Annotated in this window: 33 protein-coding genes; all 33 read left to right on the plus strand. The window is 61.7% G+C overall.

The annotated features are described in order from the left end of the window. Positions 1-34 precede the first annotated feature (34 nt). The 33 genes from rpoC (at position 35) to rplQ (ending at position 24,005) form a co-directional block, all read left to right on the plus strand. Complete coding sequence (gene rpoC, locus AB6B38_RS01160) at positions 35-4,243, plus strand: DNA-directed RNA polymerase subunit beta' (protein WP_371393826.1); 4,209 nt, start codon at positions 35-37, stop codon at positions 4,241-4,243. Between the two features lie 354 nt (positions 4,244-4,597). Continuing rightward, positions 4,598-4,969 (plus strand): 30S ribosomal protein S12, encoded by a 372-nt coding sequence (rpsL, locus tag AB6B38_RS01165; RefSeq protein ID WP_036512005.1) that lies wholly within the window; start codon positions 4,598-4,600, stop codon positions 4,967-4,969. Positions 4,970-4,981: 12 nt separating this feature from the next. Beyond that, positions 4,982-5,452, plus strand: coding sequence for a 30S ribosomal protein S7 (rpsG, locus tag AB6B38_RS01170; protein WP_036512006.1), 471 nt, complete (start codon positions 4,982-4,984; stop codon positions 5,450-5,452). Positions 5,453-5,491: 39 nt separating this feature from the next. Then, the gene (gene fusA, locus AB6B38_RS01175) at positions 5,492-7,567 is read left to right on the plus strand and encodes an elongation factor G (RefSeq protein ID WP_371393827.1); all 2,076 of its coding nucleotides are present in this window, start codon (positions 5,492-5,494) and stop codon (positions 7,565-7,567) included. A 56-nt stretch (positions 7,568-7,623) separates the two neighbouring features. Continuing rightward, on the plus strand, positions 7,624-8,799 hold the full coding sequence (gene tuf, locus AB6B38_RS01180; protein ID WP_371393812.1) for an elongation factor Tu: 1,176 nt from the start codon (positions 7,624-7,626) through the stop codon (positions 8,797-8,799). Between the two features lie 120 nt (positions 8,800-8,919). Then, positions 8,920-9,672 carry a 2OG-Fe(II) oxygenase family protein gene (locus AB6B38_RS01185; RefSeq protein WP_371393828.1) on the plus strand — a complete coding sequence of 251 codons (753 nt, stop codon included), beginning with the start codon at positions 8,920-8,922 and terminating at the stop codon, positions 9,670-9,672. A 238-nt stretch (positions 9,673-9,910) separates the two neighbouring features. After that, positions 9,911-10,225 carry a 30S ribosomal protein S10 gene (gene rpsJ, locus AB6B38_RS01190; RefSeq protein WP_371393829.1) on the plus strand — a complete coding sequence of 105 codons (315 nt, stop codon included), beginning with the start codon at positions 9,911-9,913 and terminating at the stop codon, positions 10,223-10,225. Positions 10,226-10,247: 22 nt separating this feature from the next. Beyond that, positions 10,248-11,048 carry a 50S ribosomal protein L3 gene (gene rplC, locus AB6B38_RS01195; RefSeq protein ID WP_371395055.1) on the plus strand — a complete coding sequence of 267 codons (801 nt, stop codon included), beginning with the start codon at positions 10,248-10,250 and terminating at the stop codon, positions 11,046-11,048. Continuing rightward, positions 11,045-11,683 (plus strand): 50S ribosomal protein L4, encoded by a 639-nt coding sequence (gene rplD / locus AB6B38_RS01200; RefSeq protein ID WP_371393831.1) that lies wholly within the window; start codon positions 11,045-11,047, stop codon positions 11,681-11,683. Before rplC ends, rplD begins: the two co-directional genes overlap by 4 nt. Next, positions 11,683-11,976, plus strand: coding sequence for a 50S ribosomal protein L23 (locus tag AB6B38_RS01205; protein ID WP_127565799.1), 294 nt, complete (start codon positions 11,683-11,685; stop codon positions 11,974-11,976). Before rplD ends, AB6B38_RS01205 begins: the two co-directional genes overlap by 1 nt. A gap of 27 nt (positions 11,977-12,003) precedes the next feature. Beyond that, complete coding sequence (gene rplB / locus AB6B38_RS01210) at positions 12,004-12,840, plus strand: 50S ribosomal protein L2 (RefSeq protein WP_371393832.1); 837 nt, start codon at positions 12,004-12,006, stop codon at positions 12,838-12,840. 17 nt (positions 12,841-12,857) lie between these two features. After that, positions 12,858-13,136, plus strand: a complete 279-nt coding sequence (gene rpsS / locus AB6B38_RS01215) for a 30S ribosomal protein S19 (protein WP_036512026.1) — start codon at positions 12,858-12,860, stop codon at positions 13,134-13,136. A 4-nt stretch (positions 13,137-13,140) separates the two neighbouring features. Next, positions 13,141-13,521: a 50S ribosomal protein L22 gene (gene rplV, locus AB6B38_RS01220; RefSeq protein ID WP_127565801.1), complete on the plus strand. Its 381-nt coding sequence runs from the start codon at positions 13,141-13,143 to the stop codon at positions 13,519-13,521. After that, the gene (gene rpsC, locus AB6B38_RS01225; protein ID WP_371393833.1) at positions 13,521-14,225 is read left to right on the plus strand and encodes a 30S ribosomal protein S3; all 705 of its coding nucleotides are present in this window, start codon (positions 13,521-13,523) and stop codon (positions 14,223-14,225) included. The genes rplV and rpsC overlap by 1 nt, the downstream gene beginning before the upstream one ends. A gap of 27 nt (positions 14,226-14,252) precedes the next feature. Beyond that, positions 14,253-14,678: a 50S ribosomal protein L16 gene (rplP, locus tag AB6B38_RS01230; protein WP_127565803.1), complete on the plus strand. Its 426-nt coding sequence runs from the start codon at positions 14,253-14,255 to the stop codon at positions 14,676-14,678. A gap of 4 nt (positions 14,679-14,682) precedes the next feature. Next, positions 14,683-14,886, plus strand: a complete 204-nt coding sequence (gene rpmC / locus AB6B38_RS01235; RefSeq protein WP_127565804.1) for a 50S ribosomal protein L29 — start codon at positions 14,683-14,685, stop codon at positions 14,884-14,886. 3 nt (positions 14,887-14,889) lie between these two features. After that, positions 14,890-15,126 (plus strand): 30S ribosomal protein S17, encoded by a 237-nt coding sequence (rpsQ, locus tag AB6B38_RS01240; protein WP_371393835.1) that lies wholly within the window; start codon positions 14,890-14,892, stop codon positions 15,124-15,126. Between the two features lie 46 nt (positions 15,127-15,172). Further along, positions 15,173-15,541, plus strand: coding sequence for a 50S ribosomal protein L14 (gene rplN, locus AB6B38_RS01245; RefSeq protein ID WP_371393836.1), 369 nt, complete (start codon positions 15,173-15,175; stop codon positions 15,539-15,541). A gap of 2 nt (positions 15,542-15,543) precedes the next feature. Next, positions 15,544-15,858, plus strand: coding sequence for a 50S ribosomal protein L24 (gene rplX, locus AB6B38_RS01250; protein WP_371393837.1), 315 nt, complete (start codon positions 15,544-15,546; stop codon positions 15,856-15,858). Further along, a complete protein-coding gene (rplE, locus tag AB6B38_RS01255) occupies positions 15,851-16,411 on the plus strand; it encodes a 50S ribosomal protein L5 (RefSeq protein ID WP_371393838.1) in 561 nt (186 codons plus the stop codon). The genes rplX and rplE overlap by 8 nt, the downstream gene beginning before the upstream one ends. A gap of 51 nt (positions 16,412-16,462) precedes the next feature. Further along, positions 16,463-16,768, plus strand: a complete 306-nt coding sequence (gene rpsN, locus AB6B38_RS01260; protein WP_371393840.1) for a 30S ribosomal protein S14 — start codon at positions 16,463-16,465, stop codon at positions 16,766-16,768. Between the two features lie 13 nt (positions 16,769-16,781). Next, positions 16,782-17,180 (plus strand): 30S ribosomal protein S8, encoded by a 399-nt coding sequence (gene rpsH / locus AB6B38_RS01265; protein ID WP_371393841.1) that lies wholly within the window; start codon positions 16,782-16,784, stop codon positions 17,178-17,180. A gap of 14 nt (positions 17,181-17,194) precedes the next feature. Next, positions 17,195-17,731, plus strand: a complete 537-nt coding sequence (rplF, locus tag AB6B38_RS01270; protein WP_371393843.1) for a 50S ribosomal protein L6 — start codon at positions 17,195-17,197, stop codon at positions 17,729-17,731. A 14-nt stretch (positions 17,732-17,745) separates the two neighbouring features. After that, positions 17,746-18,108 (plus strand): 50S ribosomal protein L18, encoded by a 363-nt coding sequence (rplR, locus tag AB6B38_RS01275; RefSeq protein WP_371393845.1) that lies wholly within the window; start codon positions 17,746-17,748, stop codon positions 18,106-18,108. A gap of 9 nt (positions 18,109-18,117) precedes the next feature. Next, a complete protein-coding gene (gene rpsE, locus AB6B38_RS01280; RefSeq protein ID WP_371393846.1) occupies positions 18,118-18,714 on the plus strand; it encodes a 30S ribosomal protein S5 in 597 nt (198 codons plus the stop codon). A gap of 11 nt (positions 18,715-18,725) precedes the next feature. Next, positions 18,726-18,917, plus strand: a complete 192-nt coding sequence (gene rpmD / locus AB6B38_RS01285; protein ID WP_036512062.1) for a 50S ribosomal protein L30 — start codon at positions 18,726-18,728, stop codon at positions 18,915-18,917. A 31-nt stretch (positions 18,918-18,948) separates the two neighbouring features. Next, a complete protein-coding gene (gene rplO, locus AB6B38_RS01290) occupies positions 18,949-19,425 on the plus strand; it encodes a 50S ribosomal protein L15 (RefSeq protein ID WP_371393847.1) in 477 nt (158 codons plus the stop codon). Positions 19,426-19,513: 88 nt separating this feature from the next. Beyond that, on the plus strand, positions 19,514-20,863 hold the full coding sequence (gene secY / locus AB6B38_RS01295) for a preprotein translocase subunit SecY (RefSeq protein WP_371393848.1): 1,350 nt from the start codon (positions 19,514-19,516) through the stop codon (positions 20,861-20,863). Beyond that, entirely contained in the window at positions 20,860-21,423 is a 564-nt protein-coding gene (locus tag AB6B38_RS01300; RefSeq protein WP_371393849.1) for an adenylate kinase, read from the plus strand. The genes secY and AB6B38_RS01300 overlap by 4 nt, the downstream gene beginning before the upstream one ends. Positions 21,424-21,635: 212 nt before the next feature. Continuing rightward, entirely contained in the window at positions 21,636-22,004 is a 369-nt protein-coding gene (rpsM, locus tag AB6B38_RS01305; protein ID WP_188452987.1) for a 30S ribosomal protein S13, read from the plus strand. A gap of 12 nt (positions 22,005-22,016) precedes the next feature. After that, entirely contained in the window at positions 22,017-22,406 is a 390-nt protein-coding gene (gene rpsK, locus AB6B38_RS01310) for a 30S ribosomal protein S11 (RefSeq protein WP_371393850.1), read from the plus strand. Between the two features lie 117 nt (positions 22,407-22,523). Beyond that, positions 22,524-23,543 (plus strand): DNA-directed RNA polymerase subunit alpha, encoded by a 1,020-nt coding sequence (locus AB6B38_RS01315; protein ID WP_127569311.1) that lies wholly within the window; start codon positions 22,524-22,526, stop codon positions 23,541-23,543. Between the two features lie 45 nt (positions 23,544-23,588). After that, positions 23,589-24,005, plus strand: coding sequence for a 50S ribosomal protein L17 (rplQ, locus tag AB6B38_RS01320; RefSeq protein WP_127565818.1), 417 nt, complete (start codon positions 23,589-23,591; stop codon positions 24,003-24,005). Position 24,006: the final 1 nt, after the last annotated feature.

The following is a 24,006-nucleotide window of genomic DNA, read 5'->3' on the forward strand; positions in this document are numbered from 1 at the left end:
AGGCCCTGCCGCCGCCACCGTCAAGGAGACGGACATGAACCAAGAGGTCATGAATATCTTCAACCCGTCCGCCGAAGGCCCGGCCTTCGACCGGATCCGGATTTCGCTGGCGAGCCCGGAGAAGATTCTCTCCTGGTCGTTCGGCGAGGTGAAGAAGCCCGAAACGATCAATTACCGCACGTTCAAGCCCGAGCGTGATGGCCTGTTCTGCGCGCGCATCTTTGGTCCGATCAAGGACTATGAGTGCCTGTGCGGCAAGTACAAGCGCATCAAGTACAAGGGCATTGTCTGCGAGAAGTGCGGCGTGGAAGTGACGCTGGCGCGCGTGCGCCGCGAGCGCATGGGCCATATCGAGCTGGCCGCTCCGGTTGCCCATATCTGGTTCCTGAAATCGCTTCCCTCCCGCATCGCCCTGATGATGGACATGGCCCTGAAGGATGTGGAGCGCGTGCTCTACTTCGAGGCGTATATCGTCATGGAGCCGGGCCTGACCCCGCTGCAGCAGCACCAGCTTCTGAGCGAGGAAGAATACTATCAGGCCGTCGACGAGTACGGCGAAGACGCCTTTACGGCTGGTATCGGCGCGGAAGCCATCCGCGAACTGATGGCCAATATGGACCTGCCTGCGCAAGTCGAGCGCATGAAGGAAGAGATGAAGGAGACCGGCTCGGAGCTGAAGCTGAAAAAGCTTTCCAAGCGCATCAAGCTCCTTGAATCCTTCATCTTCTCGAAGAACCGCCCTGAGTGGATGATTATGACGGTGGTTCCGGTCATTCCGCCGGAACTGCGCCCGCTCGTGCCGCTGGATGGCGGCCGGTTTGCGACGTCCGATCTGAACGATCTCTACCGCCGGGTCATCAACCGCAATAACCGCCTGAAGCGCCTGATCGAGCTGCGCGCGCCGGACATCATCATCCGTAACGAGAAGCGCATGCTTCAGGAAGCGGTCGATGCCCTGTTTGACAATGGCCGCCGTGGCCGTGTCATCACCGGCACCAACAAGCGCCCGCTGAAGTCTCTTTCGGACATGCTGAAAGGCAAGCAGGGCCGGTTCCGTCAGAACCTGCTCGGCAAGCGCGTGGACTATTCGGGCCGCTCGGTGATCGTGGTTGGTCCCGACCTGAAACTGCACGAGTGCGGTCTGCCCAAGAAGATGGCGCTGGAGCTGTTCAAGCCCTTCATCTATGCGCGTCTCGACGCCAAGGGCCTGTCCGGTACGGTCAAGCAGTCGAAAAAGCTGGTCGAGAAAGAGCGCCCCGAAGTCTGGGACGTTCTTGACGAAGTGATCCGCGAGCACCCGGTCCTCCTGAACCGTGCGCCGACCCTGCACCGTCTGGGCATCCAGGCGTTCGAGCCGAAGCTGATCGAGGGCAAGGCCATCCAGCTTCACCCGCTGGTCTGCGCTGCGTTCAACGCCGACTTCGACGGCGACCAGATGGCCGTGCACGTTCCGCTGAGCCTTGAGGCGCAGCTGGAGGCGCGCGTGCTGATGATGTCGACCAATAACATCCTCTCGCCCGCCAACGGCAAGCCGATCATCGTGCCGTCGCAGGATATCGTGCTGGGGCTTTACTACCTCTCCATCGCCAAGGACGGCGAGCCGGGCGAGGGCATGGTCTTTGGCTCGATGGCCGAGATTGATGCCGCGCTGGATGCCGGTTTCGTGACCCTGCACTCCAAGATCAAGGCCCGCTATGAGGGCGTTGACGAGGAAGGCGAGCCCAAGGTCAGCGTCATCGACACGACGCCGGGCCGCATGAAGCTGCTGGAACACCTGCCGCGTCACAAGCTCCTGCCGCCGAGCCTTCTTGATGAGCTTCTTACCAAGAAAGCGGTCGGCAACCTGATCGACGAGGTCTACCGCCACACCGGCCAGAAGGCGACGGTCATCTTCTGTGACCGCATCATGCAGCTCGGTTTCCGCGAAGCGGCCCGTGCCGGCATTTCCTTCGGCAAGGACGACATGCTGATCCCGGACGCCAAGGCCACGCTCGTCAACGAGACGCGCACCCTGGTGTCGGACTACGAGCAGCAATACGTGGACGGCCTCATCACGCGCGGCGAGAAGTACAACAAGGTCGTTGATGCGTGGGCCAAGTGCACCGACAAGGTCGCTGACGCCATGATGGACGAGATTTCCAAGCCGATCGCTGCCGAGAACGGCCGCACCGGCGAGATCAACTCGGTCTACATGATGGCCCACTCCGGCGCGCGTGGTTCGAAGAACCAGATGAAGCAGCTTGCCGGTATGCGCGGGCTTATGGCCCGTCCGGACGGCTCGATCATCGAGACGCCGATCATCTCGAACTTCAAGGAGGGTCTGACCGTCCTTGAATACTTCAACTCGACCCACGGCGCCCGTAAGGGTCTGGCCGATACCGCGCTGAAGACGGCGAACTCGGGCTATCTCACCCGCCGCCTGGTCGATGTCGCGCAGGACTGCATCATCACTGAAGATGATTGCGGCACCTCGCAGGGCATCGAACTGTCGGCTGTCGTCGATGGCGGTGAAGTCGTCGTATCGCTGGGTGCGCGCATTCTCGGCCGCACCACCGCGGAAGCGGTGAAGGATCCGTCTTCGGGTGATGTGATCGCTCCGGCGGACACCTATCTGGACGAAGATCTGTGCGCGGCCATCGAGGCTGCGGGCGTGATCTCGGTCAAGACCCGTTCGCCGCTGACCTGCGAAACCCGCTGGGGCGTCTGCGCCACCTGCTATGGCCGTGACCTTGCGCGCGGCACGAAGGTGAATATGGGCGAGGCTGTCGGTGTCATCGCGGCCCAGTCCATCGGTGAGCCGGGTACCCAGCTGACGATGCGGACCTTCCACATCGGCGGTACCGCCCAGGTCTCCGAGCAGTCCTTCATCGAAGCGCTCAATGACGGCAAGATCGCCTTCAATGACCGTTCCACGGTGAAGAATTCCGAAGGCGCTCTCATCGTGATGAGCCGCAACATGCAGGTTGTGGTCATGGACGCCGAGGGCAAGGAGCGCGAAGTCTACAAGCTCCCCTATGGTGCCAAGCTGCGTGTGGATGCGGGCAAGAAGATCAAGCGGGGCGACCGCCTGGCCGAGTGGGACCCGTATACCGCGCCGATCGTCACCGAAGTGGGCGGCCGCGTGAAGTTCATCGATACGATCGAAGGCCTCACCGTACGCGACGAGACCGACGATGCGACGGGTATTGCCTCGAAAGTCGTCATTGACTGGCGTGGTACATCCTCGAAGTCGAGCTCCATCCAGCCTGCCATTGTGGTCACTGACGAGAAGGGTGAGCCGGTCAAGCTCGCCAATGGCTCGCCGGCCAACTACATGCTGTCAGTGGGTGCGATCCTCTCGATCAGCGATGGTGACGAGGTGAAGCCGGGCGATGTGATGGCCCGTATCCCGACCGAAGGCGCCAAGACGCGCGACATCACCGGTGGTCTGCCGCGTGTTGCCGAGCTGTTCGAAGCGCGCCGTCCGAAGGATCACGCGATCATCGCCGAAACCACAGGGCGTGTTGAGTTCGGGCGTGACTACAAGAACAAGCGCCGCATCATCATCACGCCGGAAGGCGACGGGGCAGAGCCGGTGGAATATCTCGTTCCGCGCGGCAAGCACCTGACCGTTCAGGAAGGCGATATCATCCAGCGCGGCGAGTATCTGCTCGACGGCAACCCGGCCCCGCACGATATCTTGCGGATTCTCGGTGTCGAGGCGCTGGCCAAGTATCTCATCAACGAGATCCAGGAGGTCTATCGCCTGCAGGGCGTGCCGATCAATGACAAGCACATTGAAGTGATTGTCCGGCAGATGCTGCAGAAGATGGAGATCCTTGATCCGGGCGATAGCGGCTATCTCGCAGGCGAGCACGTTGAAAAGCTCGACTTCCTCGAGATGAACGAGAAGCTGGAGAAAGAGAAGAAGCGTCCAGCCACAGGCGAGCCGGTGCTGCTGGGCATCACCAAAGCCTCGCTGCAGACGCGCTCCTTCATCTCTGCGGCCTCGTTCCAGGAGACGACGCGCGTGCTGACCGAAGCCTCGATCCAGGGCAAGGTCGACATGCTCGAGGGCCTCAAAGAGAACGTGATTGTCGGCCGTCTGATTCCTGCCGGCACGGGCGGCACGATGCGCGAGTTCCAGGCGGTTGCCGACAAGCGTGATCGGGAGCGGCTGGCCGAGCGCGAGAAGGAAGCGGCCAAGGGTGCCGAAGCCTTGCCGGCGGAGATCGCCGAAGAGGCTGCCAGCGAACAGGGCTGATAGTCCTTACTGGCGCTGGAGCAGAGGCGAGGGCCGCCGGTTATTCCGGCGGCCCTTTCCTTTTGTTCAGGGGCCGGTCTGGCCCATGTGAACGGGGTGTAAAAATCCGGTTGCGCGTCTCTTGACGCGGACAGGCCAGATCAGTAGGTTCCGCGCTCGTTTTCAGGGGTGAGCCGTAACTCCGGCCCGAGGCGAGTGCCAAGGCCAGTTAGACGTCGCCTGAAACAAAGACATAACTCAACACCGTCCGTGGGCGTGAGCAGTGAGGCTCCCGTCCGGCGGTCGGGTTTACGCGCTTGCGGTGTCCGCTACTGGACGCCAATGCGCATTGGGATCAGGAACGGACGTAGCTGCATGCCTACGATTAACCAGCTCATCCGCAAACCGCGGAAAGACAAGCCGAAGCGCAACAAGGTGCCTGCGCTCCAATCGTGCCCCCAGCGGCGCGGCGTGTGCACGCGTGTGTACACCACGACACCGAAAAAGCCGAACTCGGCGCTTCGTAAAGTGGCCAAGGTGCGTCTGACCAATGGCTACGAAGTTGTGAGCTACATCCCCGGTGAGGGCCATAACCTTCAGGAGCACTCTGTTGTCCTGATCCGTGGTGGCCGCGTGAAAGACCTTCCCGGTGTCCGTTACCACATTCTGCGCGGCGTTCTGGATACCCAGGGCGTCAAGGATCGCCGTCAGCGCCGTTCGAAATACGGCGCGAAGCGTCCGAAATAAGGAGAGGCTCTCATGTCCCGTCGTCACCGCGCAGAGAAACGCGAGATTTTGCCCGACCCGAAATTCGGTGATCGCGATCTCACGAAGTTCATGAACTACATCATGGTAGACGGTAAGAAATCCGTCGCCGAGCGCATCATTTATGGTGCGCTGGAAATCGTTGAAGAGAAAGCCAAGCGCGAGCCGGTGCGTGTATTCCACGATGCTCTGGGCAATATCGCTCCGGAGATCGAGGTGCGTTCGCGCCGCGTTGGCGGTGCCACCTATCAGGTGCCTGTCGAGGTGCGTCCCGACCGCCGCAAGGCTCTGGCCATCCGCTGGCTGGCGGCTGCTGCCCGTGCGCGCAACGAAAACACGATGCGCGAGCGTCTGGCCGGCGAGCTTCTCGATGCGGCTTCAAACCGCGGCACGGCTGTGAAGAAGCGTGAAGACACGCACCGCATGGCCGAAGCCAACCGCGCCTTCTCGCATTACCGCTGGTAAATCCGGCTAAACGACCGATCATTCAAGGACCTCTCCCCCATGGCCCGCACCCACAAGATCGAGGACTACCGCAATTTCGGCATCATGGCCCACATTGATGCCGGGAAAACAACGACGACCGAGCGGATCCTCTATTACACTGGCAAGTCTCACAAAATCGGTGAGGTCCACGACGGCGCGGCCACCATGGACTGGATGGAGCAGGAGCAGGAGCGTGGGATCACGATCACGTCCGCTGCGACGACCTGCTTCTGGCGCGACAAGCGTCTGAACATCATCGACACGCCCGGCCACGTGGACTTCACGATTGAAGTCGAGCGCTCGCTTCGCGTGCTGGACGGCGCTATCGCGCTGCTGGACGCCAATGCCGGCGTGGAGCCGCAGACCGAAACGGTCTGGCGTCAGGCGGACAAGTACAAAGTTCCGCGGATGATCTTCGTCAACAAGATGGACAAGCTTGGCGCGGACTTCTTCCGTTGCGTCGAGATGATCAAGTCGCGCCTTGGCGCCACCCCGCTCGTCCTCCAGCTGCCGATCGGCGCGGAGACCGAGTACAAGGGCTGCATCGATCTGATCAAGATGCGCGCCATCATCTGGGAAGAAGAAAATCTGGGCGCCGCGTTCCACTATACGGACATCCCGGCTGATCTTCAGGCGCAGGCCGAAGAATACCGTGAAAAGCTGATTGAGGGCGCTGTCGAGGTCGATGAGGCCGCGATGGAAGCCTATCTGGAAGGCAATATGCCGAGCGAAGAAGAGCTGATGAAGCTCATTCGCAAGGGCACGATCGAGCTGGCCTTCAACCCGATCCTGTGCGGTACGGCCTTCAAGAACAAGGGTGTTCAACCCCTGCTCGACGCGGTTGTCGATTACCTGCCGTCACCGATCGATGTTCTGGCGATCAAGGGTATCGATCCCAAGACCGAGGAAGAAGTGCTGCGCAAGGCTGACGATGGCGAGCCGACTTCGCTGCTGGCCTTCAAGATCATGAATGACCCGTTCGTGGGTTCGCTGACCTTCTGCCGCGTGTATTCGGGCCATGTCGAAACCGGCACGTCCCTGATGAACACCGTCAAGGACAAGAAAGAGCGTATCGGCCGCATGCTGCTTATGCACTCGAACAGCCGCGAAGACATCAAGGAAGCGTTCGCAGGCGATATCGTCGCCATTGCGGGCCTGAAGGACACGACCACGGGTGACACGCTGTGCGACCCGATGAAGCCGGTCATCCTGGAGCGCATGGAATTCCCGGAGCCTGTTATCGAGCTGGCTATCGAGCCGAAGTCCAAGGGTGATCAGGAGAAGCTGGGTGTTGCCCTGCAGCGTCTGGCGGCTGAAGACCCGTCCTTCCGAATGTCGACCGACGAAGAGTCCGGTCAGACGATCATTGCGGGCATGGGCGAGCTTCACCTGGACATTCTGGTGGACCGCATGCGCCGCGAATTCAAGGTCGAGGCCAATGTCGGTCAGCCGCAGGTGGCTTATCGTGAAACCATCGGCGAAGCGTGCGAGGTCGACTACACGCACAAGAAGCAGACCGGTGGTACGGGCCAGTTTGCCCGGATCAAGATCCTGTTCGAGCCGGTGGAGCCGGGCGAAGGCTATAGCTTTGAATCCAAGATCGTCGGCGGTTCGGTGCCCAAGGAATACATTCCGGGCGTTGAAAAGGGCATCAACTCGGTGCGCGAAACCGGTCTTCTGGCAGGCTTCCCGCTGATCGACTTCAAGGCGACGCTGATTGACGGCGCCTATCACGACGTGGACTCCAGCGTGCTGGCGTTCGAAATCGCGGCGCGTGCCGCCATGCGCGAAGCCAAGGGCCGTATGCGCGTGAAACTGCTTGAGCCGATCATGAAGGTCGAAGTGGTGACCCCGGACGAGTATACCGGCTCAGTCATCGGCGATCTGAACTCCCGCCGCGGCCAGATCCGCGATCAGGAGATGCGCGGCAACGCCACCGTGGTGAACGCCATGGTGCCGCTGGCGAACATGTTCGGCTATGTGAACAATCTGCGCTCGGCAACTCAGGGCCGCGCCCAGTTCACCATGCAGTTCGATCACTATGAGCCGGTGCCGCAAGCGGTGGCCGATCAGGTGATCTCCAAGATCGCCTGAGGCGTGAACAATTAGCCCTTCCGGGTTGGAAACGACAAAAAGAGTGAGTTGAGAAAATGGCCAAGGCAAAGTTTGAGCGTAACAAGCCGCATGCGAATGTTGGCACGATTGGTCACGTTGACCACGGCAAGACGACGTTGACGGCGGCGATTACGAAGTATTTCGGTGAGTTTCGTGCGTATGACCAGATTGATGGTGCGCCCGAGGAGAAGGCTCGCGGGATCACGATTTCGACGGCTCACGTTGAGTATGAGACGGATAACCGTCACTACGCGCACGTGGACTGCCCTGGCCACGCTGACTATGTGAAGAACATGATCACGGGCGCGGCGCAGATGGACGGCGCGATTCTGGTGGTGAACGCGGCTGACGGCCCGATGCCGCAGACGCGCGAGCACATTCTTCTGGCCCGTCAGGTCGGCGTGCCGGCCCTGGTCGTGTTCATGAACAAGGTTGACCAGGTTGACGATCCTGAGCTGCTTGAGCTGGTCGAGATGGAAATCCGCGAGCTTCTGAGCTCTTACGACTTCCCGGGCGACGATATTCCGATCATTGCCGGTTCGGCTCTGGCCGCGATGGAGGGTAACAACCCTGAAATCGGCGAGAACAAGATCCGTGAGCTGATGGCGGCTGTGGACGAGTACATCCCGACGCCGGAGCGTCCGGTTGACATGCCGTTCCTGATGCCGATCGAGGACGTGTTCTCGATTTCGGGCCGGGGTACGGTTGTGACGGGGCGTATCGAGCGCGGCATCCTGAAAGTGGGTGACGAGATCGAGATTGTGGGTATCCGCGACACGACGAAGACGACGTGCACGGGCGTGGAGATGTTCCGCAAGCTGCTTGACCAGGGTCAGGCGGGCGACAATGTGGGCGCGCTGCTGCGCGGTGTCGAGCGTGACGGTGTCGAGCGTGGCCAGGTTCTGGCCAAGCCGGGTTCTGTGAAGCCGCACAAGAAGTTCGAGGCGGAAGCCTATATCCTGACGAAGGAAGAGGGCGGGCGCCACACGCCGTTCTTCACCAATTACCGCCCGCAATTCTACTTCCGCACGACGGACGTGACCGGGATCGTGACCCTTAAAGAGGGCACCGAGATGGTGATGCCGGGCGATAATGTGGAAGTGACGGTCGACCTGATCCAGCCGATCGCGATGGAAGAGAAGCTGCGCTTCGCCATCCGTGAGGGCGGACGTACCGTCGGCGCCGGCGTCGTCTCCAAAATCCTCGATTAAGAGGTCAGGCGATCACATCTGTGTAGCCAGAAGGGCAGCTGCGATGCGCAGCTGCCCTTTTTCTTTGCGCGCGTGCAGCTAGAGTGCGGGCACTCATGGCCATCCGCGTTGGAGATCCCCATGGCGAACGAAATTGAACTGCGGTTAAATCCCGGCCTGGACCCGGCGGCATTTGCGCCGGTCTACGCGCGCGACAAGCTTGTGAGGATCCCCGATGTGTTCGCGCCGGAGACGGCTGAGGCTATCGAGCAATTGCTCGCACGCCATCTCAAGTGGCGCCTGGTCTTCCCCGAACCCACGCCTGGCGGGCGCGAAAACGTCGCCATCCTCAGCCAGGAGGACATCGCGTCCATGGGGCGGCAAGCCATGGCTGAGCGGATGCAGGCGGTCATGCAACGCGCTCAGAACAATTATGGCTATCTCTACCAAGCCTATCCGATGATCCAGGCGTATATTTCGGGATGGGATCCGGGCCATCCCATCCATCAGGTTACGGAGTTTCTGAACTCGCCAGAGTTTCTGGAGTTCGGCCGCGCCGTCATTGGCGCTGACACGATTACCAAGGCCGACGCGCAGGCGACGCTATATGCGCGGGGCAATTTCCTGACGCGTCATACCGATGAGGGGCACGACCTGGAACGCCGGGCCGCCTACACGATTGGTCTTACACGCAAATGGGAACCCGATTGGGGCGGTCTGCTGACCTTTTTCGATGAGAATCTGGACATCAGCCGCGCCTTCGTGCCCCGCTTCAATGTGCTGTCGATTTTTGATGGCAGGATGATGCATTCGGTCAGCCCTGTATCGCCGTTCGCCGGCACCGGGCGCTATCAGATCACCGGCTGGTTCCGCGACGATCCGGTAGGGGGCTGAACACCTGCCATACCGGCGCGGTCACGAAGCAGTGCGCGCAGGTGCATAATGGCTTGTGATTGTTGTGCGCAGATGTTGACGGGAGGGTTTGGCCAGAGTATCAACCCGCCCTCTAGCGAGCTGGCTGTGCCCTGTCCGGGTAAACGCGGCTTTTGAAGCGAAGAAAATTTGTGACGCGAATGCTGCGGCGGGCGAGTGAGTCCCTGACGCGGCGTCTGCGTATGTTGGGACCGGAGCGATGGCACAAACGAACATCCGAATCCGCCTGAAGGCGTTTGATCACCGCGTGCTGGACACGTCCACGCGCGAGATCGTCTCGACGGCGAAGCGCACAGGCGCAAACGTGCGCGGGCCGATCCCGCTGCCTACGCGTATTGAGCGTTTTACGGTGCTGCGGTCCCCGCACATCGACAAGAAATCACGCGAACAGTTCGAGATCCGCACGCACAAGCGTGTTCTCGACATCGTCGACCCGACCCCGCAGACCGTGGACGCGCTGATGAAGCTCGACCTCTCGGCTGGCGTGGATGTCGAGATCAAGCTGGGAGCTTAAGCCAATGAGCCAGGCCCAAAACCTGCGCACGGGCGTTATCGCGAAGAAGATGGGCATGACGCGCATCTTCGCCGAGGACGGCTCGCATATTCCGGTGACGGTGCTGCACCTTGATGGTGTCCAGGTCGTTGCCCAGCGTACCAATGATCGTGACGGCTACACCGCGCTGCAGCTGGGTGCCGGCAAAGCCAAGGTAAAGCGCGCTACGAAAGCCGAGCGCGGTCACTTTGCCAAGGCTGCCGTGGAGCCCAAGCGCAAGCTGGCCGAGTTCCGCGTCAGCGAGAGCAATCTCATTGATGCCGGCGCCGAGATCACGGCTGACCATTTTGTCGAAGGCCAGAAGGTGGATGTTGCCGCCCTGACAATCGGTAAGGGTTTTGCCGGTGCGATGAAGCGCTGGAATTTCGGCGGTCTGCGGGCCACGCACGGCGTGTCCGTCTCGCACCGCTCGCACGGTTCTACCGGTCAGCGACAGGACCCGGGCAAGGTGTTCAAAGGCAAGAAGATGGCCGGCCATCTTGGCCAGGAACGCGTCACGACGCAGAACCTCGAAGTGGTTCGCGTTGATGTTGAGCGCGGCCTGGTTCTGGTGCGCGGCGCGGTTCCGGGCTCTGCCGATAGCTGGGTCGAGATCCGTGACGCCGTCAAAGGCGCCGGTGTCGAGGGGCTCGCCTATCCGGGCAGGTTCCGCATGGGTGATGAGCCCAAGCCGGTCGACAATCCCGAGCCCGGCTCTGAAGAAGCTGAAATGGTTGCTGAAGGCGCGCCGGTTGCCGACGCACCGGCAGTGGACGCGGCGGGTGAAGAGGACGCCAAGTCATGAAACTCGATGTAATCACCCTTGATGCCGGCAAGGCAGGCTCGGTTGAGCTCAGCGACGACATCTTCGCCATTGGCGAAGTGCGCGCCGACCTCCTGCAGCGTGCTGTGAAGTGGCAGCTTTCCCTGCGCCAGGCCGGTACGCACCGTGCCAAGGAGCGCGCTGAGATTGCCCGCACGGGCAAGAAGTTCGGCCGCCAGAAGGGCGGCGGTTCGGCCCGTCACGGTTCACGCCGCGCCCCGATCTTTGTCGGCGGCGGCAAGGCGCACGGCCCGAAAGTGCGCAGCCACGCGACCGAGCTTCCCAAGAAGGTCCGCGCTCTGGCCCTGAAGCACGCCTTGTCCTCGAAGGCGGGTTCGTCCTCGCTGATCGTTCTGGACGAGGCGCGTCTGGACGAGCCGAAGACGGCGGCCCTGAAGGCGTCGTTCGCCAAGCTTGGCCTGACCAATGCGCTCATCATCGATGGTGAGACGCTGGACGAGAATTTCGCGCTTGCCGCGCGTAACATCCCGCATGTGGATGTGCTGCCCGCGCAAGGTCTCAACGTCTATGACGTGCTGCGCCGCGACACGCTGGTGCTCACCAAGTCGGCGATCGAGAAGATCAATGAGCGCTTTGCCGCCAAGGAGAGTGCGTAATGGCCTCGCCCAAGCACTATGACACGATTATCGCGCCGGTGATCACCGAGAAGGCGACCCTGCTCTCTGAGGAGAACAAGGTGGTGTTCAAGGTTCCGCTGGCCGCGACGAAGAAAGACATCACCGAGGCCGTTGAAGCGCTCTTCAAGGTCAAGGTGAAAGCGGTCAACACGCTGCGCCAGAAGGGCAAGACCAAGCGCTTCCGGGGCATTGAAGGCCGTCGCGACGATATCAAGAAGGCGGTGGTGACCCTGGAAGAGGGCCATTCCATCGACGTGAGCACGGGCCTTTAAGGGCCGCGCTCTCAAGGAGTTTGAACCATGGCGCTGAAGACATTCAAGCCGACCTCGCCTGGCCGCCGCGCTCTTGTGCTGGTGGACCGGTCCGAGCTGCACGCCGGCAAGCCGGAAAAGACGCTGGTCGAGGGCCTGCGCCGTACGGGCGGGCGTAACAATACCGGGCGGATCACCGCCCGCCGCCGCGGTGGTGGAGCCAAGAAGCTTTACCGCATGATCGACTTCAAGCGCCGCAAGTTCGACGTGCCCGCCACGGTCGAGCGGCTTGAGTATGATCCCAACCGCACGGCGTTCATCGCCCTCATCAAGTATGAGGATGGCGAGCTGGCCTATATTCTGGCGCCGCAGCGCCTGGCTGCCGGTGACCGCGTGGTCGCCAGCGCCAAGACTGATGTGAAGCCGGGCAATGCCATGCCGCTGAAAACCATTCCGGTCGGAACCATCATCCACAATGTGGAGATGAAGCCGGAAAAAGGTGGCCAGATCGCCCGTTCGGCCGGTGCCTATGCCCAGCTGGTCGGCCGTGAAGCCGGCTACGCCCAGGTTCGCCTGATGAGCGGCGAGCTTCGCAAGGTCAACGAGAACTGCATGGCCACGATTGGTGCGGTGTCGAACTCCGACCACCTCAACATCAATCTGGGCAAGGCTGGCCGCAAGCGTCACATGGGCAAGCGCCCGTCCGTGCGTGGTGTTGCCATGAACCCGGTCGATCACCCCCATGGTGGTGGTGAGGGCCGTACCTCTGGTGGCCGCCACCCGGTGACCCCGTGGGGCAAGCCGACCAAAGGCCGCAAGACCCGCCGTAACAAGGCGACCGATAAATTCATCATCCGTTCGCGCCACGAGCGCAAGAAACGCTAAGGGAGCGACCGACCGTCATGCCCCGTTCTGTATGGAAAGGTCCGTTTGTAGACGGATACCTCCTGAAGAAAGCCGATGCCGCCCACGAAGCCGGGCGCAAGCAGGCTATCAAAACCTGGTCGCGCCGCTCGACCATCATGCCGCAATTTGTCGGCCTGACCTTCCAGGTCCACAACGGGAACAAGTTTGTTCCGGTTCTGGTGTCCGAGGACATGGTCGGCCACAAGCTCGGCGAGTTTGCGCCTTCGCGGACCTATTACGGTCACGCGGCGGACAAGAAAGCCAAGAGGAAGTAGCGCGATGGGCAAGGAAACCAATCCCCGCCGCGTGGCTGAGAACGAAGCGCGCGCCAAGCTGCGGATGATCCGCATCAGCCCGCAGAAGCTGAACCTGGTTGCCGCGATGATCCGCGGCAAGAAGGTCGAGCGCGCGCTGAACGATCTGGCGTTCTCGCGCAAGCGTGCTGCCGCTGACGTTAAGAAGGTTCTGGAATCGGCCATCGCCAACGCCGAGAACAATCACGGCCTCGATATCGATAGCCTTGTCGTGTCGGAAGCCTATGTCGGCAAGAACCTTGTGATGAAGCGTTTCCGGGCTCGCGCACGCGGCCGGGGTGCGAAGATTCTCAAGCCGTTCTCCGAGCTGACGATCGTCGTTCGCGAAGTCGAGGAGGCCGCGTAATGGGACAGAAGATTAATCCGATCGGCCTGCGCCTGGGCATCAACCGCACGTGGGATTCGCGCTGGTTCGCGCGTGGTGAGGAGTATGCAAATCTTCTCCACGAGGATCTGAAAATCCGCAAATTCCTTCAGGAAAAGCTGAAAGCTGCGTCGATCTCGAAAATCATCATCGAGCGCCCGCACAAGAAATGCCGCATCACCATCTACACGGCGCGTCCGGGTGTGGTGATCGGTAAAAAGGGTGCCGATATCGAGAAGCTGCGCCGCGAAGTCGCCAAGATGACGGACGCGGAGGTGTTCCTGAATCTGGTCGAAGTGCGCAAGCCCGAAACCGACGCTAACCTGGTTGCCGACAGCATCGCCCAGCAGCTGGAGCGCCGTGTGGCGTTCCGCCGTGCGATGAAGCGCTCCATGCAGTCCGCCATGCGCATGGGCGCGCTGGGCTGCAAGATCATCTGTGCCGGCCGTCTGGGCGGCGCGGAGATCGCGCGTTCGGAACAGTACAATGAAGGCTCGGTGCCGCTGCACACGCTGCGCGCCGATATCGATTACGGCTTCGCCGAGGCGAAAACCGCGATGGGTATCATCGGGATCAAGGTCTGGATCTACAAAGGCGAGATCATGGAACACGACCCGATGGCGTCCGAGCGCCGTATGCAGGAAACCGGCGAGCAGCGGACCCGTTCGGCCCGCCAGAACGCCTAAGCCCAGGGCCAAGAGGGAGTTTGAAAGATGCTTCAACCGAAGCGCACAAAATTCCGGAAGGCCCACAAGGGCCGTATCCACGGAAATGCGAAGGGCGGCTTTACGCTCAATTTCGGCTCGTACGGGCTGAAAGCGGTCGAGCCTGAGCGCGTCACGGCGCGCCAGATCGAGGCCACCCGCCGCGCGATCACCCGTCACATGAAACGGGCCGGCCGCGTCTGGATCCGCATTTTCCCGGATGTTCCGGTGTCGAAAAAGCCGACCGAAGTGCGGATGGGTAAAGGTAAGGGTTCGCCGGAATACTGGGTGGCCCGCGTGAAGCCCGGCCGCATCATGTTTGAGATTGACGGTGTGCCGGATGCGGTAGCGCGTGAAGCGCTGCGCCTTGGCGCCGCCAAGCTGCCGATCAAGACCCGTGTCGTAACCCGTCCGGGCGAGCAGGGAGCTGAGTAGCGCGATGGAAATGCAAGACGTACGCGCCATGACCGATGACCAGCTCCAGGACAATCTCCTGAAGCTGAAGAAAGAGCAATTTAACCTGCGCTTCCAACAGGCCACGGGCCAGCTGGAAAACACGGCGCGGTTCTCCAAGGTGCGCAAGGACATTGCCCGCCTGAAGACCGACATGCGCCGGCGCCAGATCGAAAAGCAAGGGAGCTAGGCGATGCCGAAGCGCGTATTGCAAGGCGTCGTGGTCAGCGACAAGCAGGCCAAGACCGTTGTCGTGAAGGTGGATCGCACATTCCTGCACCCGCTTCTTCGCAAGACGGTGCGGCGTTCGAAAAACTATCATGCCCATGACGAGGCCAACGCCAAGAAAGTCGGCGACACAGTCCAGATCCAGGAATGTGCGCCCAAATCGAAGCTGAAGCGGTGGGAGGTCGTCTCCGACCAGGCGTAAGCCGGGTCTGGAGAGGATCGTTTCCTAGTTCTAACGGAGGATCACGATGATCCAGATGCAATCCAATCTGGACGTGGCCGACAATTCCGGGGCCCGCCGCGTGCAGTGCATCAAGGTGCTGGGCGGAGCCAAGCGCCGTTATGCCGGCGTGGGCGACATCATTGTCGTCTCGGTCAAGGAAGCCACGCCCAAGGGACGGGTGAAAAAAGGTGAAGTGCGCAAGGCCGTTGTCGTGCGCACCGCGCGCGACATCAAACGCCGCGACGGTTCCGTCATCCGGTTCGACACCAATGCCGCAGTGCTCCTGAACAATAATATGGAGCCGCTCGGCACGCGTATCTTCGGCCCGGTTCCGCGTGAGCTGCGGGCGAAGAACCACATGAAGATCATCTCGCTGGCGCCGGAGGTGCTGTAGTCATGGCTGCGAAGATCAAGAAGGGCGACAAGGTCGTCATCCTGGCTGGCCGCGACAAGGGCAAGACCGGGGAAGTCACCAAGGTGGTCCCGTCAGAGAACCGCGTGTTCGTGGGCGGCGTGAATATGGTCAAGCGCCATAACCGCCCGACCCAGACCACGCCTGGCGGTATCGAGGAAAAAGAAGCCCCGATCCACGTGTCCAACGTGGCTCTTGCTGATCCCAAATCCGGCGAAGCGACCCGTGTCGGCTTCGAGGTACGTGATGGCAAGAAGGTCCGGGTTGCCAAGAAATCTGGTGAGGTCATCAATGGCTGAGACCGCGACATATGAGCCGCGCATGAAGACGCGCTACCGCGAGGAAATTCGCGCGCGTCTGAAGGAAAGGTTCGGCTACACGAACGACATGCAGATCCCCCGCCTTGACAAGATTGTCATCAATATGGGCGTCGGCGAGGCTGCACAGGACTCCAAGAAGCTCCAGGGAGCTCTGGCTGACCTGGAAGCGATTGCCGGTCAGAAGCCGGTCGCCACGCGTGCCACGAAGTCCATCGCGGGCTTCAAGCTGCGTGAAGGCCAGCTGATCGGCGCGAAGGTGACTTTGCGCCAGGACCGCATGTACGAGTTTCTCGACCGCCTCGTCACCATCGCCCTGCCGCGCGTCCGCGACTTCCGTGGGCTGAACGGCAAGAGCTTTGATGGCAACGGCAATTACGCGATGGGCATGAAAGAGCACATCGTGTTTCCCGAGATCGACTACGACAAGGTCGAAAAAGTGCGCGGGATGGACATCGTTGTCTGCACCACCGCACGTAACAATGAAGAAGCGAAGGCCCTGCTGGCCGAGTTCGACTTTCCGTTCGCGAACTGACGCAGCAGGAACGCAGGCCCATCCCGGGTCCGCACGCAGGAGATGAATTGAATGGCTAAGAAGAGCGCAACCGAGCGTAATGCCCGCGTCGAGCGTCTGGCCGCGAAGTACCTGGCCAAGCGTCAGGCACTGAAGGCTGTCGCGCGCGACACGTCGCTGCCCGTCGAAGAGCGGTTTGCAGCCCAGCTGAAGCTGGCTGCCCTTCCGCGCAACTCGGCCCCGACCCGCATCCGCAACCGGTGCAAGGTTTCGGGCCGTCCGCGCGGTTACTACCGCAAGCTGAAAATGTCCCGTATCGCGCTTCGCGAACTGGGTAGCCACGGCCTGATTCCGGGCCTGGTCAAGTCGAGCTGGTAGGGAGGGCAAGCCAATGTCGATGATCGATCCGCTCGGTGACATGCTCACCCGCATCCGCAACGCGCTCATGCGCCGGCGCACCAATGTGGTGACGCCCGCATCGAAGCTGCGTCAGCGTGTGCTCGATGTTCTGCTGGAAGAAGGCTATATCCGCGGCTATTCAGAGTCGCTGGATGCTGACGGCTTCAAGCAGTTCGAAATCGAACTGAAATATTATGAAGGCGCGCCGGTGATCTCCGAGATCAAGCGCGTTTCCAAGCCGGGCCGCCGCGAATACTCCAAGGCCAGGGATCTTCCGCTCGTTCAGAACGGGCTCGGGATTGCCATCGTTTCCACGCCGCGCGGCGTGATGAGCGATGCGTCTGCCCGCGCCCAGAATGTCGGCGGCGAGATTCTCTGCCACATCAGCTAAGGGAGGCATGATCCATGTCACGTCTGGGCAAATTGCCGGTCGGCCTTCCTAGCGGAGTGAGCGCGACCGTTGCCAATGATACGGTGAAGGTGAAGGGACCCAAGGGCGAGCTGTCGCTCGTGGTGTCCAACCTGGTTACCATTAGTGAAGCCGAGGACAAGTCGCTGGTTGTAAAGCCGGCTGATGAGTCCACCCGTGCCCGTGCCATGTGGGGCACGACGCGCGCCAATATCGCCAGCATGGTGAAGGGCGTTTCGGAAGGCTTCGAGCAGAACCTCGAACTGGTCGGCGTCGGTTACCGCGCCGCCTTGCAGGGCCGCGACCTCAAGCTCTCGCTTGGCCTCAGCCATGAAGTGATCTACACGCCGCGTCCCGGCATCACGATCACGGCTCCCAAGCCTACCGAGATCAAGATCGAGGGCGCCAACAAGCAGGAAGTCGGCCAGACTGCGGCCGAGATCCGCAAGTATCGTCCGCCAGAGCCCTACAAGGGCAAAGGCATCCGTCTTGCCGGCGAATACGTGCGCCGGAAAGAAGGCAAGAAGAAGTAGGGAACCGTCAGGTCATGAAATCGTCTCGCGAAAAGATGCAACGCCGCGCGCAGCGTACGCGCTCGCGGCTTGCCAGGTTCTCGGGCGGCCGTCCGCGCCTGTCGGTCTTCCGCTCGTCCAAGCATATCTACGCCCAGATCATCGACGACTCCAACGGCGCCACGCTCGCCGCGGCTTCGACCCTCGAAGCCGATGTGCGCGGCGGCAAGCCGGCTGGCGCAAATGTCGAGGCGGCTGCCGCTGTCGGCAAGCTCGTCGCCGAGCGCGCCAAGGCCAAGGGCCTTACCGATGTCGTGTTTGATCGCGGCGGTTACATTTATCATGGGCGCATCAAGGCGCTCGCAGATGCTGCCCGCGAGGGCGGCCTGAACTTCTAGGAGAGCGCCATGGCTCGGGAAGACCAACGCGAAGGCCGGGGCGGACGCGACCGCCGCCGCCGCGACGAGGAGCCGGAAAGCGAACTCGTCGACAAGCTCGTCCACATCAACCGCGTTGCCAAGACGGTGAAGGGCGGCCGGAACTTCCAGTTTGCCGCGCTCGCAGTCGTCGGTGACCAGAAGGGCCGTGTCGGCTTCGGGCAGGGCAAGGCGCGCGAAGTGCCGGAAGCCATCCGCAAGGCGACCGAAGAAGCCAAGAAGACCATGGTGCGCATCCCGCTGCGCGAGGGCCGGACCCTGCATCACGATGCAGACGGCCGCTGGGGCGCGGGCAAGGTGACGCTGCGTGCGGCGCCTCCGGGCACCGGTATCATCGCAGGCGGCCCGATGCGCGCTGTGCTGGAAAGCCTGGGTGTTCAGGACGTGGTGGCCAAATCGGTCGGCTCGTCCAACCCCTACAACATGATCCGCGCCACGTTCGACGCGCTCAAAGGCCAGAACAGCCCGCGTACGGTTGCCTCCAAGCGCGGCCTGAAAGTGGCTGACATCGTCAACCGCCGGAATGACGGTGCCAGCGCACCTGAAGCCGTCGACAGCCAGAGCTAGGAATACCGGCCATGGCCAAGAAAACAGTCATCGTGCGTCAGACGGGCAGCCATATCCGCCGCCCCAAAGACCAGCTGCAAACGCTGACCGGGCTCGGCCTGGGGCGTATCGGCAAACAGCGCGAGCTTGAGGACACGCCGTCTGTGCGCGGCATGATCGCCAAGGTCGCCCACCTGGTAGAAATCGTCGAGGAGCGCGGCTAGGGCCGCGCCATCCTTGATAAGGAGAATAGTCATGCGTCTGAACGAACTGCGGGATAATCCCGGCGCGGTGAAAGAACGCACCCGCGTGGGTCGCGGCATCGGCTCGGGCAAGGGCAAGACCGGCGGCCGTGGCGTCAAGGGTCAGAAATCGCGCTCTGGCGTGGCCATCAAGGGCTTCGAGGGCGGCCAGATGCCGCTTCACCAGCGCCTGCCCAAGCGCGGCTTCACCAAGCCGAACCGTGCAAAGTTTGCCGAAGTCACGCTCGGCCGCCTGCAAAAAGCGGTTGATGCGGGCAAGCTGGACGCGAAAGCGGCTGTCGATGCCGACGCGCTGATCAAGGCCGGCGTTATCCGCCGCGCCCAGGACGGCGTTCGCATCATCGGCGGCGGTGCGTTCAAGGCCAAGCTTTCCATCACGGCGGCTGGCGCGTCGAAGCCTGCCATCGCTGCGGTTGAAAAAGCGGGCGGGTCCATCACCCTGCCGGCACCCAAAGACAGCGAAGCCTGATGCGGTTTTACGGACGGCTCCCCAAATGGGTTGAGCCGTCCAATTCCGTCCTGGCCTAACCGGGACCGCAAGGGAGCGAGACCAGCCCATGGCATCTGCCGCAGAACAACTTGCCGCTAACATGAATTTCGGCGCGTTTGCCCGCGCCAAGGAGCTGCAAAAGCGGCTCCTCTTTACGTTGTTCGTGCTGATCATCTACCGCGTGGGCACCTATATCCCCATGCCGGGTATTGATCCGGACGTATTTGCCGGTGCCTTCCAGCAGCAGCAGCAAGGCATTCTGGGCGTCTTCAACATGTTTTCCGGCGGTGCCGTTGAGCGTATGGCGATCTTCGCCCTCAACGTGATGCCGTATATCTCTGCCTCGATCATCATGCAGCTCATGGCCGCCACCGTGCCCAGCTTGGAGCGCATGAAGAAGGAAGGCGGCGAGCAGGGCCGCAAGCAGATCAACCAGTATTCGCGTTATCTGACCGTCGTTCTCGCCATGCTTCAGGCCTTTGCTATCGCTGTGTCGATGGAAAACCCCGATCCGACGACCGGGGCCACCATTGCGATCGATCCGGGCTGGTTCTTCCGCATTACGGCTGTTGTCTCATTGGTTGGCGGCACGATGATGCTGCTCTGGCTGGGTGAGCAGATTACCGCGCGGGGCGTGGGTAACGGTATCTCACTGATCATCTTCGCCGGCATTATCGCGGAGATGCCGCGTGCGCTCTTCCAGACGCTGGAGCAGGGCCGTACGGGCAATCTTTCTGCAGGGCTCATCATCGCGATGATCCTGGGCATTATCGCGGTGCTGGTATTTGTGGTCTTCATGGAGCGTTCGCAGCGGCGATTGCTCGTGCAGTATCCCAAGCGCCAGGTCGGCAACCGCATGATGGGCGGTGAGTCCAGCTTCCTGCCGCTCAAGCTGAACACGGCGGGCGTGATCCCGGCGATCTTCGCCTCCTCGCTCCTGCTGCTGCCGGCGACCGTTGCGGGCTTCTCGGCCGACACCGGACCCGACTGGCTGCGCACGGTGACGGCGCTGCTTGGCCCAGGTCAGCCGCTCTTCATCATCTTCTATGCGTCGATGATCATCTTCTTCACCTTCTTCTACACCTCCATCGTCTTCAACCCTGAGGACACGGCGGACAATCTGAAGAAGTATGGCGGTTTCCTGCCGGGCATCCGTCCAGGCAAACGCACGGCGGAGTATATCGACTTCGTGCTGACGCGCCTGACCGTGATCGGGGCGGCCTATCTGACCTTCGTGTGTGTGCTGCCTGAAGTGCTGCGTGCGGAGCTGGATATCCCGTTCTACATCGGTGGCACGGCCCTGCTCATCGTCGTGTCGGTTACGCTCGACACCGTCTCCCAGATACAGTCGCATCTGCTGGCCCATCAGTATGAAGGCCTGATCAAGAAGACGAAGCTGAGGGGCCGCAAGCGATGAACATCATCCTGTTCGGACCGCCCGGCGCAGGCAAGGGAACGCAAGCCAAGCGCCTGGTGCAGTCACGCGGCTGGGTGCAGCTTTCCACTGGCGACATGCTGCGCGATGCGCGCAAGGCCGGTACCGAGCTGGGTAACCGCGTTGCCGGGATCATGGATCGCGGCGAGCTGGTGTCCGACGAGATTGTCATCGCTCTGATCAATGAGCGTCTGCCTGAGGCCGAAGCTGCCGGGGGTGCCATTTTTGACGGCTTCCCGCGCACGGTCCCCCAGGCTGAAGCGCTCGACAGGCTGCTGACCGAACGTAGCAGCCCGATCGCGAAAGTTATCCGCCTTGTGGTCGATCAGGAGGAGCTGGTCGCGCGGGTGGAAAAGCGCGCAGCCGAGGAAGGCCGCGCGGACGACACGGTTGATGCCTTCAAGGTTCGGCTGAAGGCCTATAACGACCAGACGGCCCCTCTGATTCCTTTCTACACCGGCCAGAACAAGCTGGTGGATGTAGATGGAATGGGCCCGATGGATGAGGTTTCCGCCCGCATTAACGCGGCGCTGGATGCATGAGGCCCGTGCGCGCGCCGCAAGGCATGTGTGCGGGGGAGTGAGTTTTGTGGAGTGGCGGCGCTAAAGCCCGGTTGACGGGTATGGCATCGGCACTATAAGAAGCGCCCTTCGCTCTGAGGGGCCGGCCACGAGGCAAGGCGCGCGCAATGTGTGTCGCGCCCTGTACGCGCCGGTCTCTTTTGCGCGCGGCATATTGAACAGGGAGTAGCGTTGTGGCCCGCATAGCAGGCGTCAACATTCCGACGAACAAGCGCGTAGAGATTGCTCTTCGCTATATTCACGGTATCGGCCCGGCCATGGCGCGGGAGATCTGTGACAAGGTAGGTATTCCGTCTGAAAAACGGGTTAACCAGCTTACCGATGCTGAAGTGCTCCAGATCCGCGAAACGATCGATGCTGGCTATATGGTCGAAGGTGACCTGCGCCGCGAAACGGCCGTGAACGTCAAGCGTCTTATGGACCTTGGCTGCTATCGCGGCCTGCGCCATCGCCGCGGCCTGCCCGTACGCGGTCAGCGCACCCACACCAATGCACGGACCCGCAAAGGTCCGGCCAAGCCGATTGCCGGCAAGAAGAAGTAAGGACCAGGCGCAATGGCCAAGGAACCGACACGCGTGCGCCGCCGCGAGCGCAAGAATATCACCTCCGGCGTGGCGCATGTGAATGCCAGCTTCAACAACACGATGATCACCATCGCCGACGCGCAGGGCAACGCGATTTCCTGGTCGTCGGCCGGCACGATGGGCTTCAAAGGGTCGCGTAAATCGACCCCTTATGCTGCCCAGATGGCTGCCGAAGACGCTGGCCGCAAGGCGCAGGAACACGGCGTGAAAACCCTTGAAGTCAAGGTGTCGGGGCCCGGTTCGGGCCGCGAGTTGGCTCTGCGCGCGCTGCAGTCTGTCGGGTTCACCATCACGACGATCCACGACGTGACGCCGATCCCGCACAATGGCTGCCGCCCGCCGAAGCGCCGCCGCGTCTAGTTTATCCCGGAGCCGCGCGTCACTCGCAGCGGCTCCGGTGCAGTTTAATTTGTCGCGCGCTGGCATCGGGCAAATCGGCCTGATACCGGGCGCGCCTTTCGCTTGAAGGGACGTTCCGTGATCGAGAAGAACTGGCAGGAACTAATCCGTCCGATGAAGCCCGTCGTTCAGGCTGGCCATGATGCTGCGCGCAACGCCAAGATTGTTGCCGAGCCGCTCGAGCGCGGTTTTGGCATGACGCTCGGCAATGCGCTGCGCCGCGTACTGCTGTCCTCTCTCCAGGGCGCGGCGGTAACCGCCGTCCAGATCGACGGCGTACTCCACGAGTTCTCGTCGATCCCGGGTGTGCGGGAAGACGTCACCGACATCGTGCTGAACCTGAAGCAGGTTGCCCTGCGCATGCATGGCGAAGGCCCGCGCCGCGTGGTGCTGCGCAAGAGCGGCCCCGGCGAGGTGACGGCTGGCGATATCGAGGAAACGGCAGACATTGAGGTCATCAACCGCGATCACGTCATCTGCACGCTGGACGAAGGCGCGAGCCTGCGCTTCGTGCTGACGGTGAACACCGGCAAGGGCTATGTGCCCGCCGAGCGTAACCGCCCGGAAGACGCGCCGATCGGCTACATCGCCATCGACGCGCTCTACAGCCCGGTCAAGCGCGTGGCCTACCGCGTGGAAAACACCCGCGAAGGTCAGGTGCTCGACTATGACAAGCTCATTCTCGACATCGAGACCAATGGCGCTGTGACGCCTGAGGATGCTGTGGCATATGCCGCGCGCATCCTGCAGGACCAGTTCCAGATCTTCGTGAACTTCGAGGAGCCTTCCGAGGCCCGCGGCCCGGAAGACGATGCGCCGTCGCTGGACTTCAACCCGGCCCTCCTCAAAAAGGTGGACGAGCTGGAGCTGTCTGTGCGCTCGGCGAACTGCCTGAAGAACGACAATATCGTCTACATTGGCGACCTGATCCAGAAATCGGAATCGGAAATGCTCCGCACGCCGAACTTCGGCCGCAAGTCGCTTAATGAGATCAAGGAAGTGCTGGCCCAGATGGGGCTGCACCTCGGTATGGAGGCGCCCAACTGGCCGCCGGAGAATATCGAGGACCTGGCAAAGAAATTCGAGGATCAGATCTAGGCAGGCCGCCGCGAGGCGCCTTGCCCGGAGTGAAGGAGACATCCCATGCGTCACGGGAATGGATATCGCAAGCTCAACCGCACCGCGTCCCACCGGCGCGCCATGTTCGCCAATATGGCGGCTTCGCTGATTGAGCATGAGCAGATCGTTACGACCCTGCCCAAAGCCAAAGAGCTGAAGCCCATCATGGACAAGCTCATCACGCTGGCCAAAAAGGGTGATCTGCATGCCCGCCGTCAGGCAATTGCGCAGATCCGCAACAAGGATCAGGTGTCCAAGCTGTTTGCCACGCTCGGCCCGCGCTATGGCGAGCGCAATGGCGGCTATACCCGCGTTCTCAAAGCCGGTTTCCGTCATGGCGACAACGCGCCGATGGCTGTCATCGAGCTGGTTGACCGCGATGTGGACGCCAAGGGCGCTGTCGACCGCGCCCGCGCCGAAGAGTTTGCCGGCGAGGAATAGG

It is taken from the genome of Glycocaulis abyssi (genome assembly GCF_041429775.1).
In the GTDB taxonomy this organism is placed as follows: Bacteria; Pseudomonadota; Alphaproteobacteria; order Caulobacterales; family Maricaulaceae; genus Glycocaulis; species Glycocaulis abyssi.

Coding starts and splice junctions, on each gene's coding strand:
- rpoC (WP_371393826.1), top strand. CDS start 35: ATGAACCAAGAGGTCATGAATATCTTCAACCCGTCCGCCGAAGGCCCG.
- rpsL (WP_036512005.1), top strand. CDS start 4,598: ATGCCTACGATTAACCAGCTCATCCGCAAACCGCGGAAAGACAAGCCG.
- rpsG (WP_036512006.1), top strand. CDS start 4,982: ATGTCCCGTCGTCACCGCGCAGAGAAACGCGAGATTTTGCCCGACCCG.
- fusA (WP_371393827.1), top strand. CDS start 5,492: ATGGCCCGCACCCACAAGATCGAGGACTACCGCAATTTCGGCATCATG.
- tuf (WP_371393812.1), top strand. CDS start 7,624: ATGGCCAAGGCAAAGTTTGAGCGTAACAAGCCGCATGCGAATGTTGGC.
- AB6B38_RS01185 (WP_371393828.1), top strand. CDS start 8,920: ATGGCGAACGAAATTGAACTGCGGTTAAATCCCGGCCTGGACCCGGCG.
- rpsJ (WP_371393829.1), top strand. CDS start 9,911: ATGGCACAAACGAACATCCGAATCCGCCTGAAGGCGTTTGATCACCGC.
- rplD (WP_371393831.1), top strand. CDS start 11,045: ATGAAACTCGATGTAATCACCCTTGATGCCGGCAAGGCAGGCTCGGTT.
- AB6B38_RS01205 (WP_127565799.1), top strand. CDS start 11,683: ATGGCCTCGCCCAAGCACTATGACACGATTATCGCGCCGGTGATCACC.
- rplB (WP_371393832.1), top strand. CDS start 12,004: ATGGCGCTGAAGACATTCAAGCCGACCTCGCCTGGCCGCCGCGCTCTT.
- rpsS (WP_036512026.1), top strand. CDS start 12,858: ATGCCCCGTTCTGTATGGAAAGGTCCGTTTGTAGACGGATACCTCCTG.
- rplV (WP_127565801.1), top strand. CDS start 13,141: ATGGGCAAGGAAACCAATCCCCGCCGCGTGGCTGAGAACGAAGCGCGC.
- rpsC (WP_371393833.1), top strand. CDS start 13,521: ATGGGACAGAAGATTAATCCGATCGGCCTGCGCCTGGGCATCAACCGC.
- rplP (WP_127565803.1), top strand. CDS start 14,253: ATGCTTCAACCGAAGCGCACAAAATTCCGGAAGGCCCACAAGGGCCGT.
- rpmC (WP_127565804.1), top strand. CDS start 14,683: ATGGAAATGCAAGACGTACGCGCCATGACCGATGACCAGCTCCAGGAC.
- rpsQ (WP_371393835.1), top strand. CDS start 14,890: ATGCCGAAGCGCGTATTGCAAGGCGTCGTGGTCAGCGACAAGCAGGCC.
- rplN (WP_371393836.1), top strand. CDS start 15,173: ATGATCCAGATGCAATCCAATCTGGACGTGGCCGACAATTCCGGGGCC.
- rplX (WP_371393837.1), top strand. CDS start 15,544: ATGGCTGCGAAGATCAAGAAGGGCGACAAGGTCGTCATCCTGGCTGGC.
- rplE (WP_371393838.1), top strand. CDS start 15,851: ATGGCTGAGACCGCGACATATGAGCCGCGCATGAAGACGCGCTACCGC.
- rpsN (WP_371393840.1), top strand. CDS start 16,463: ATGGCTAAGAAGAGCGCAACCGAGCGTAATGCCCGCGTCGAGCGTCTG.
- rpsH (WP_371393841.1), top strand. CDS start 16,782: ATGTCGATGATCGATCCGCTCGGTGACATGCTCACCCGCATCCGCAAC.
- rplF (WP_371393843.1), top strand. CDS start 17,195: ATGTCACGTCTGGGCAAATTGCCGGTCGGCCTTCCTAGCGGAGTGAGC.
- rplR (WP_371393845.1), top strand. CDS start 17,746: ATGAAATCGTCTCGCGAAAAGATGCAACGCCGCGCGCAGCGTACGCGC.
- rpsE (WP_371393846.1), top strand. CDS start 18,118: ATGGCTCGGGAAGACCAACGCGAAGGCCGGGGCGGACGCGACCGCCGC.
- rpmD (WP_036512062.1), top strand. CDS start 18,726: ATGGCCAAGAAAACAGTCATCGTGCGTCAGACGGGCAGCCATATCCGC.
- rplO (WP_371393847.1), top strand. CDS start 18,949: ATGCGTCTGAACGAACTGCGGGATAATCCCGGCGCGGTGAAAGAACGC.
- secY (WP_371393848.1), top strand. CDS start 19,514: ATGGCATCTGCCGCAGAACAACTTGCCGCTAACATGAATTTCGGCGCG.
- AB6B38_RS01300 (WP_371393849.1), top strand. CDS start 20,860: ATGAACATCATCCTGTTCGGACCGCCCGGCGCAGGCAAGGGAACGCAA.
- rpsK (WP_371393850.1), top strand. CDS start 22,017: ATGGCCAAGGAACCGACACGCGTGCGCCGCCGCGAGCGCAAGAATATC.
- rplQ (WP_127565818.1), top strand. CDS start 23,589: ATGCGTCACGGGAATGGATATCGCAAGCTCAACCGCACCGCGTCCCAC.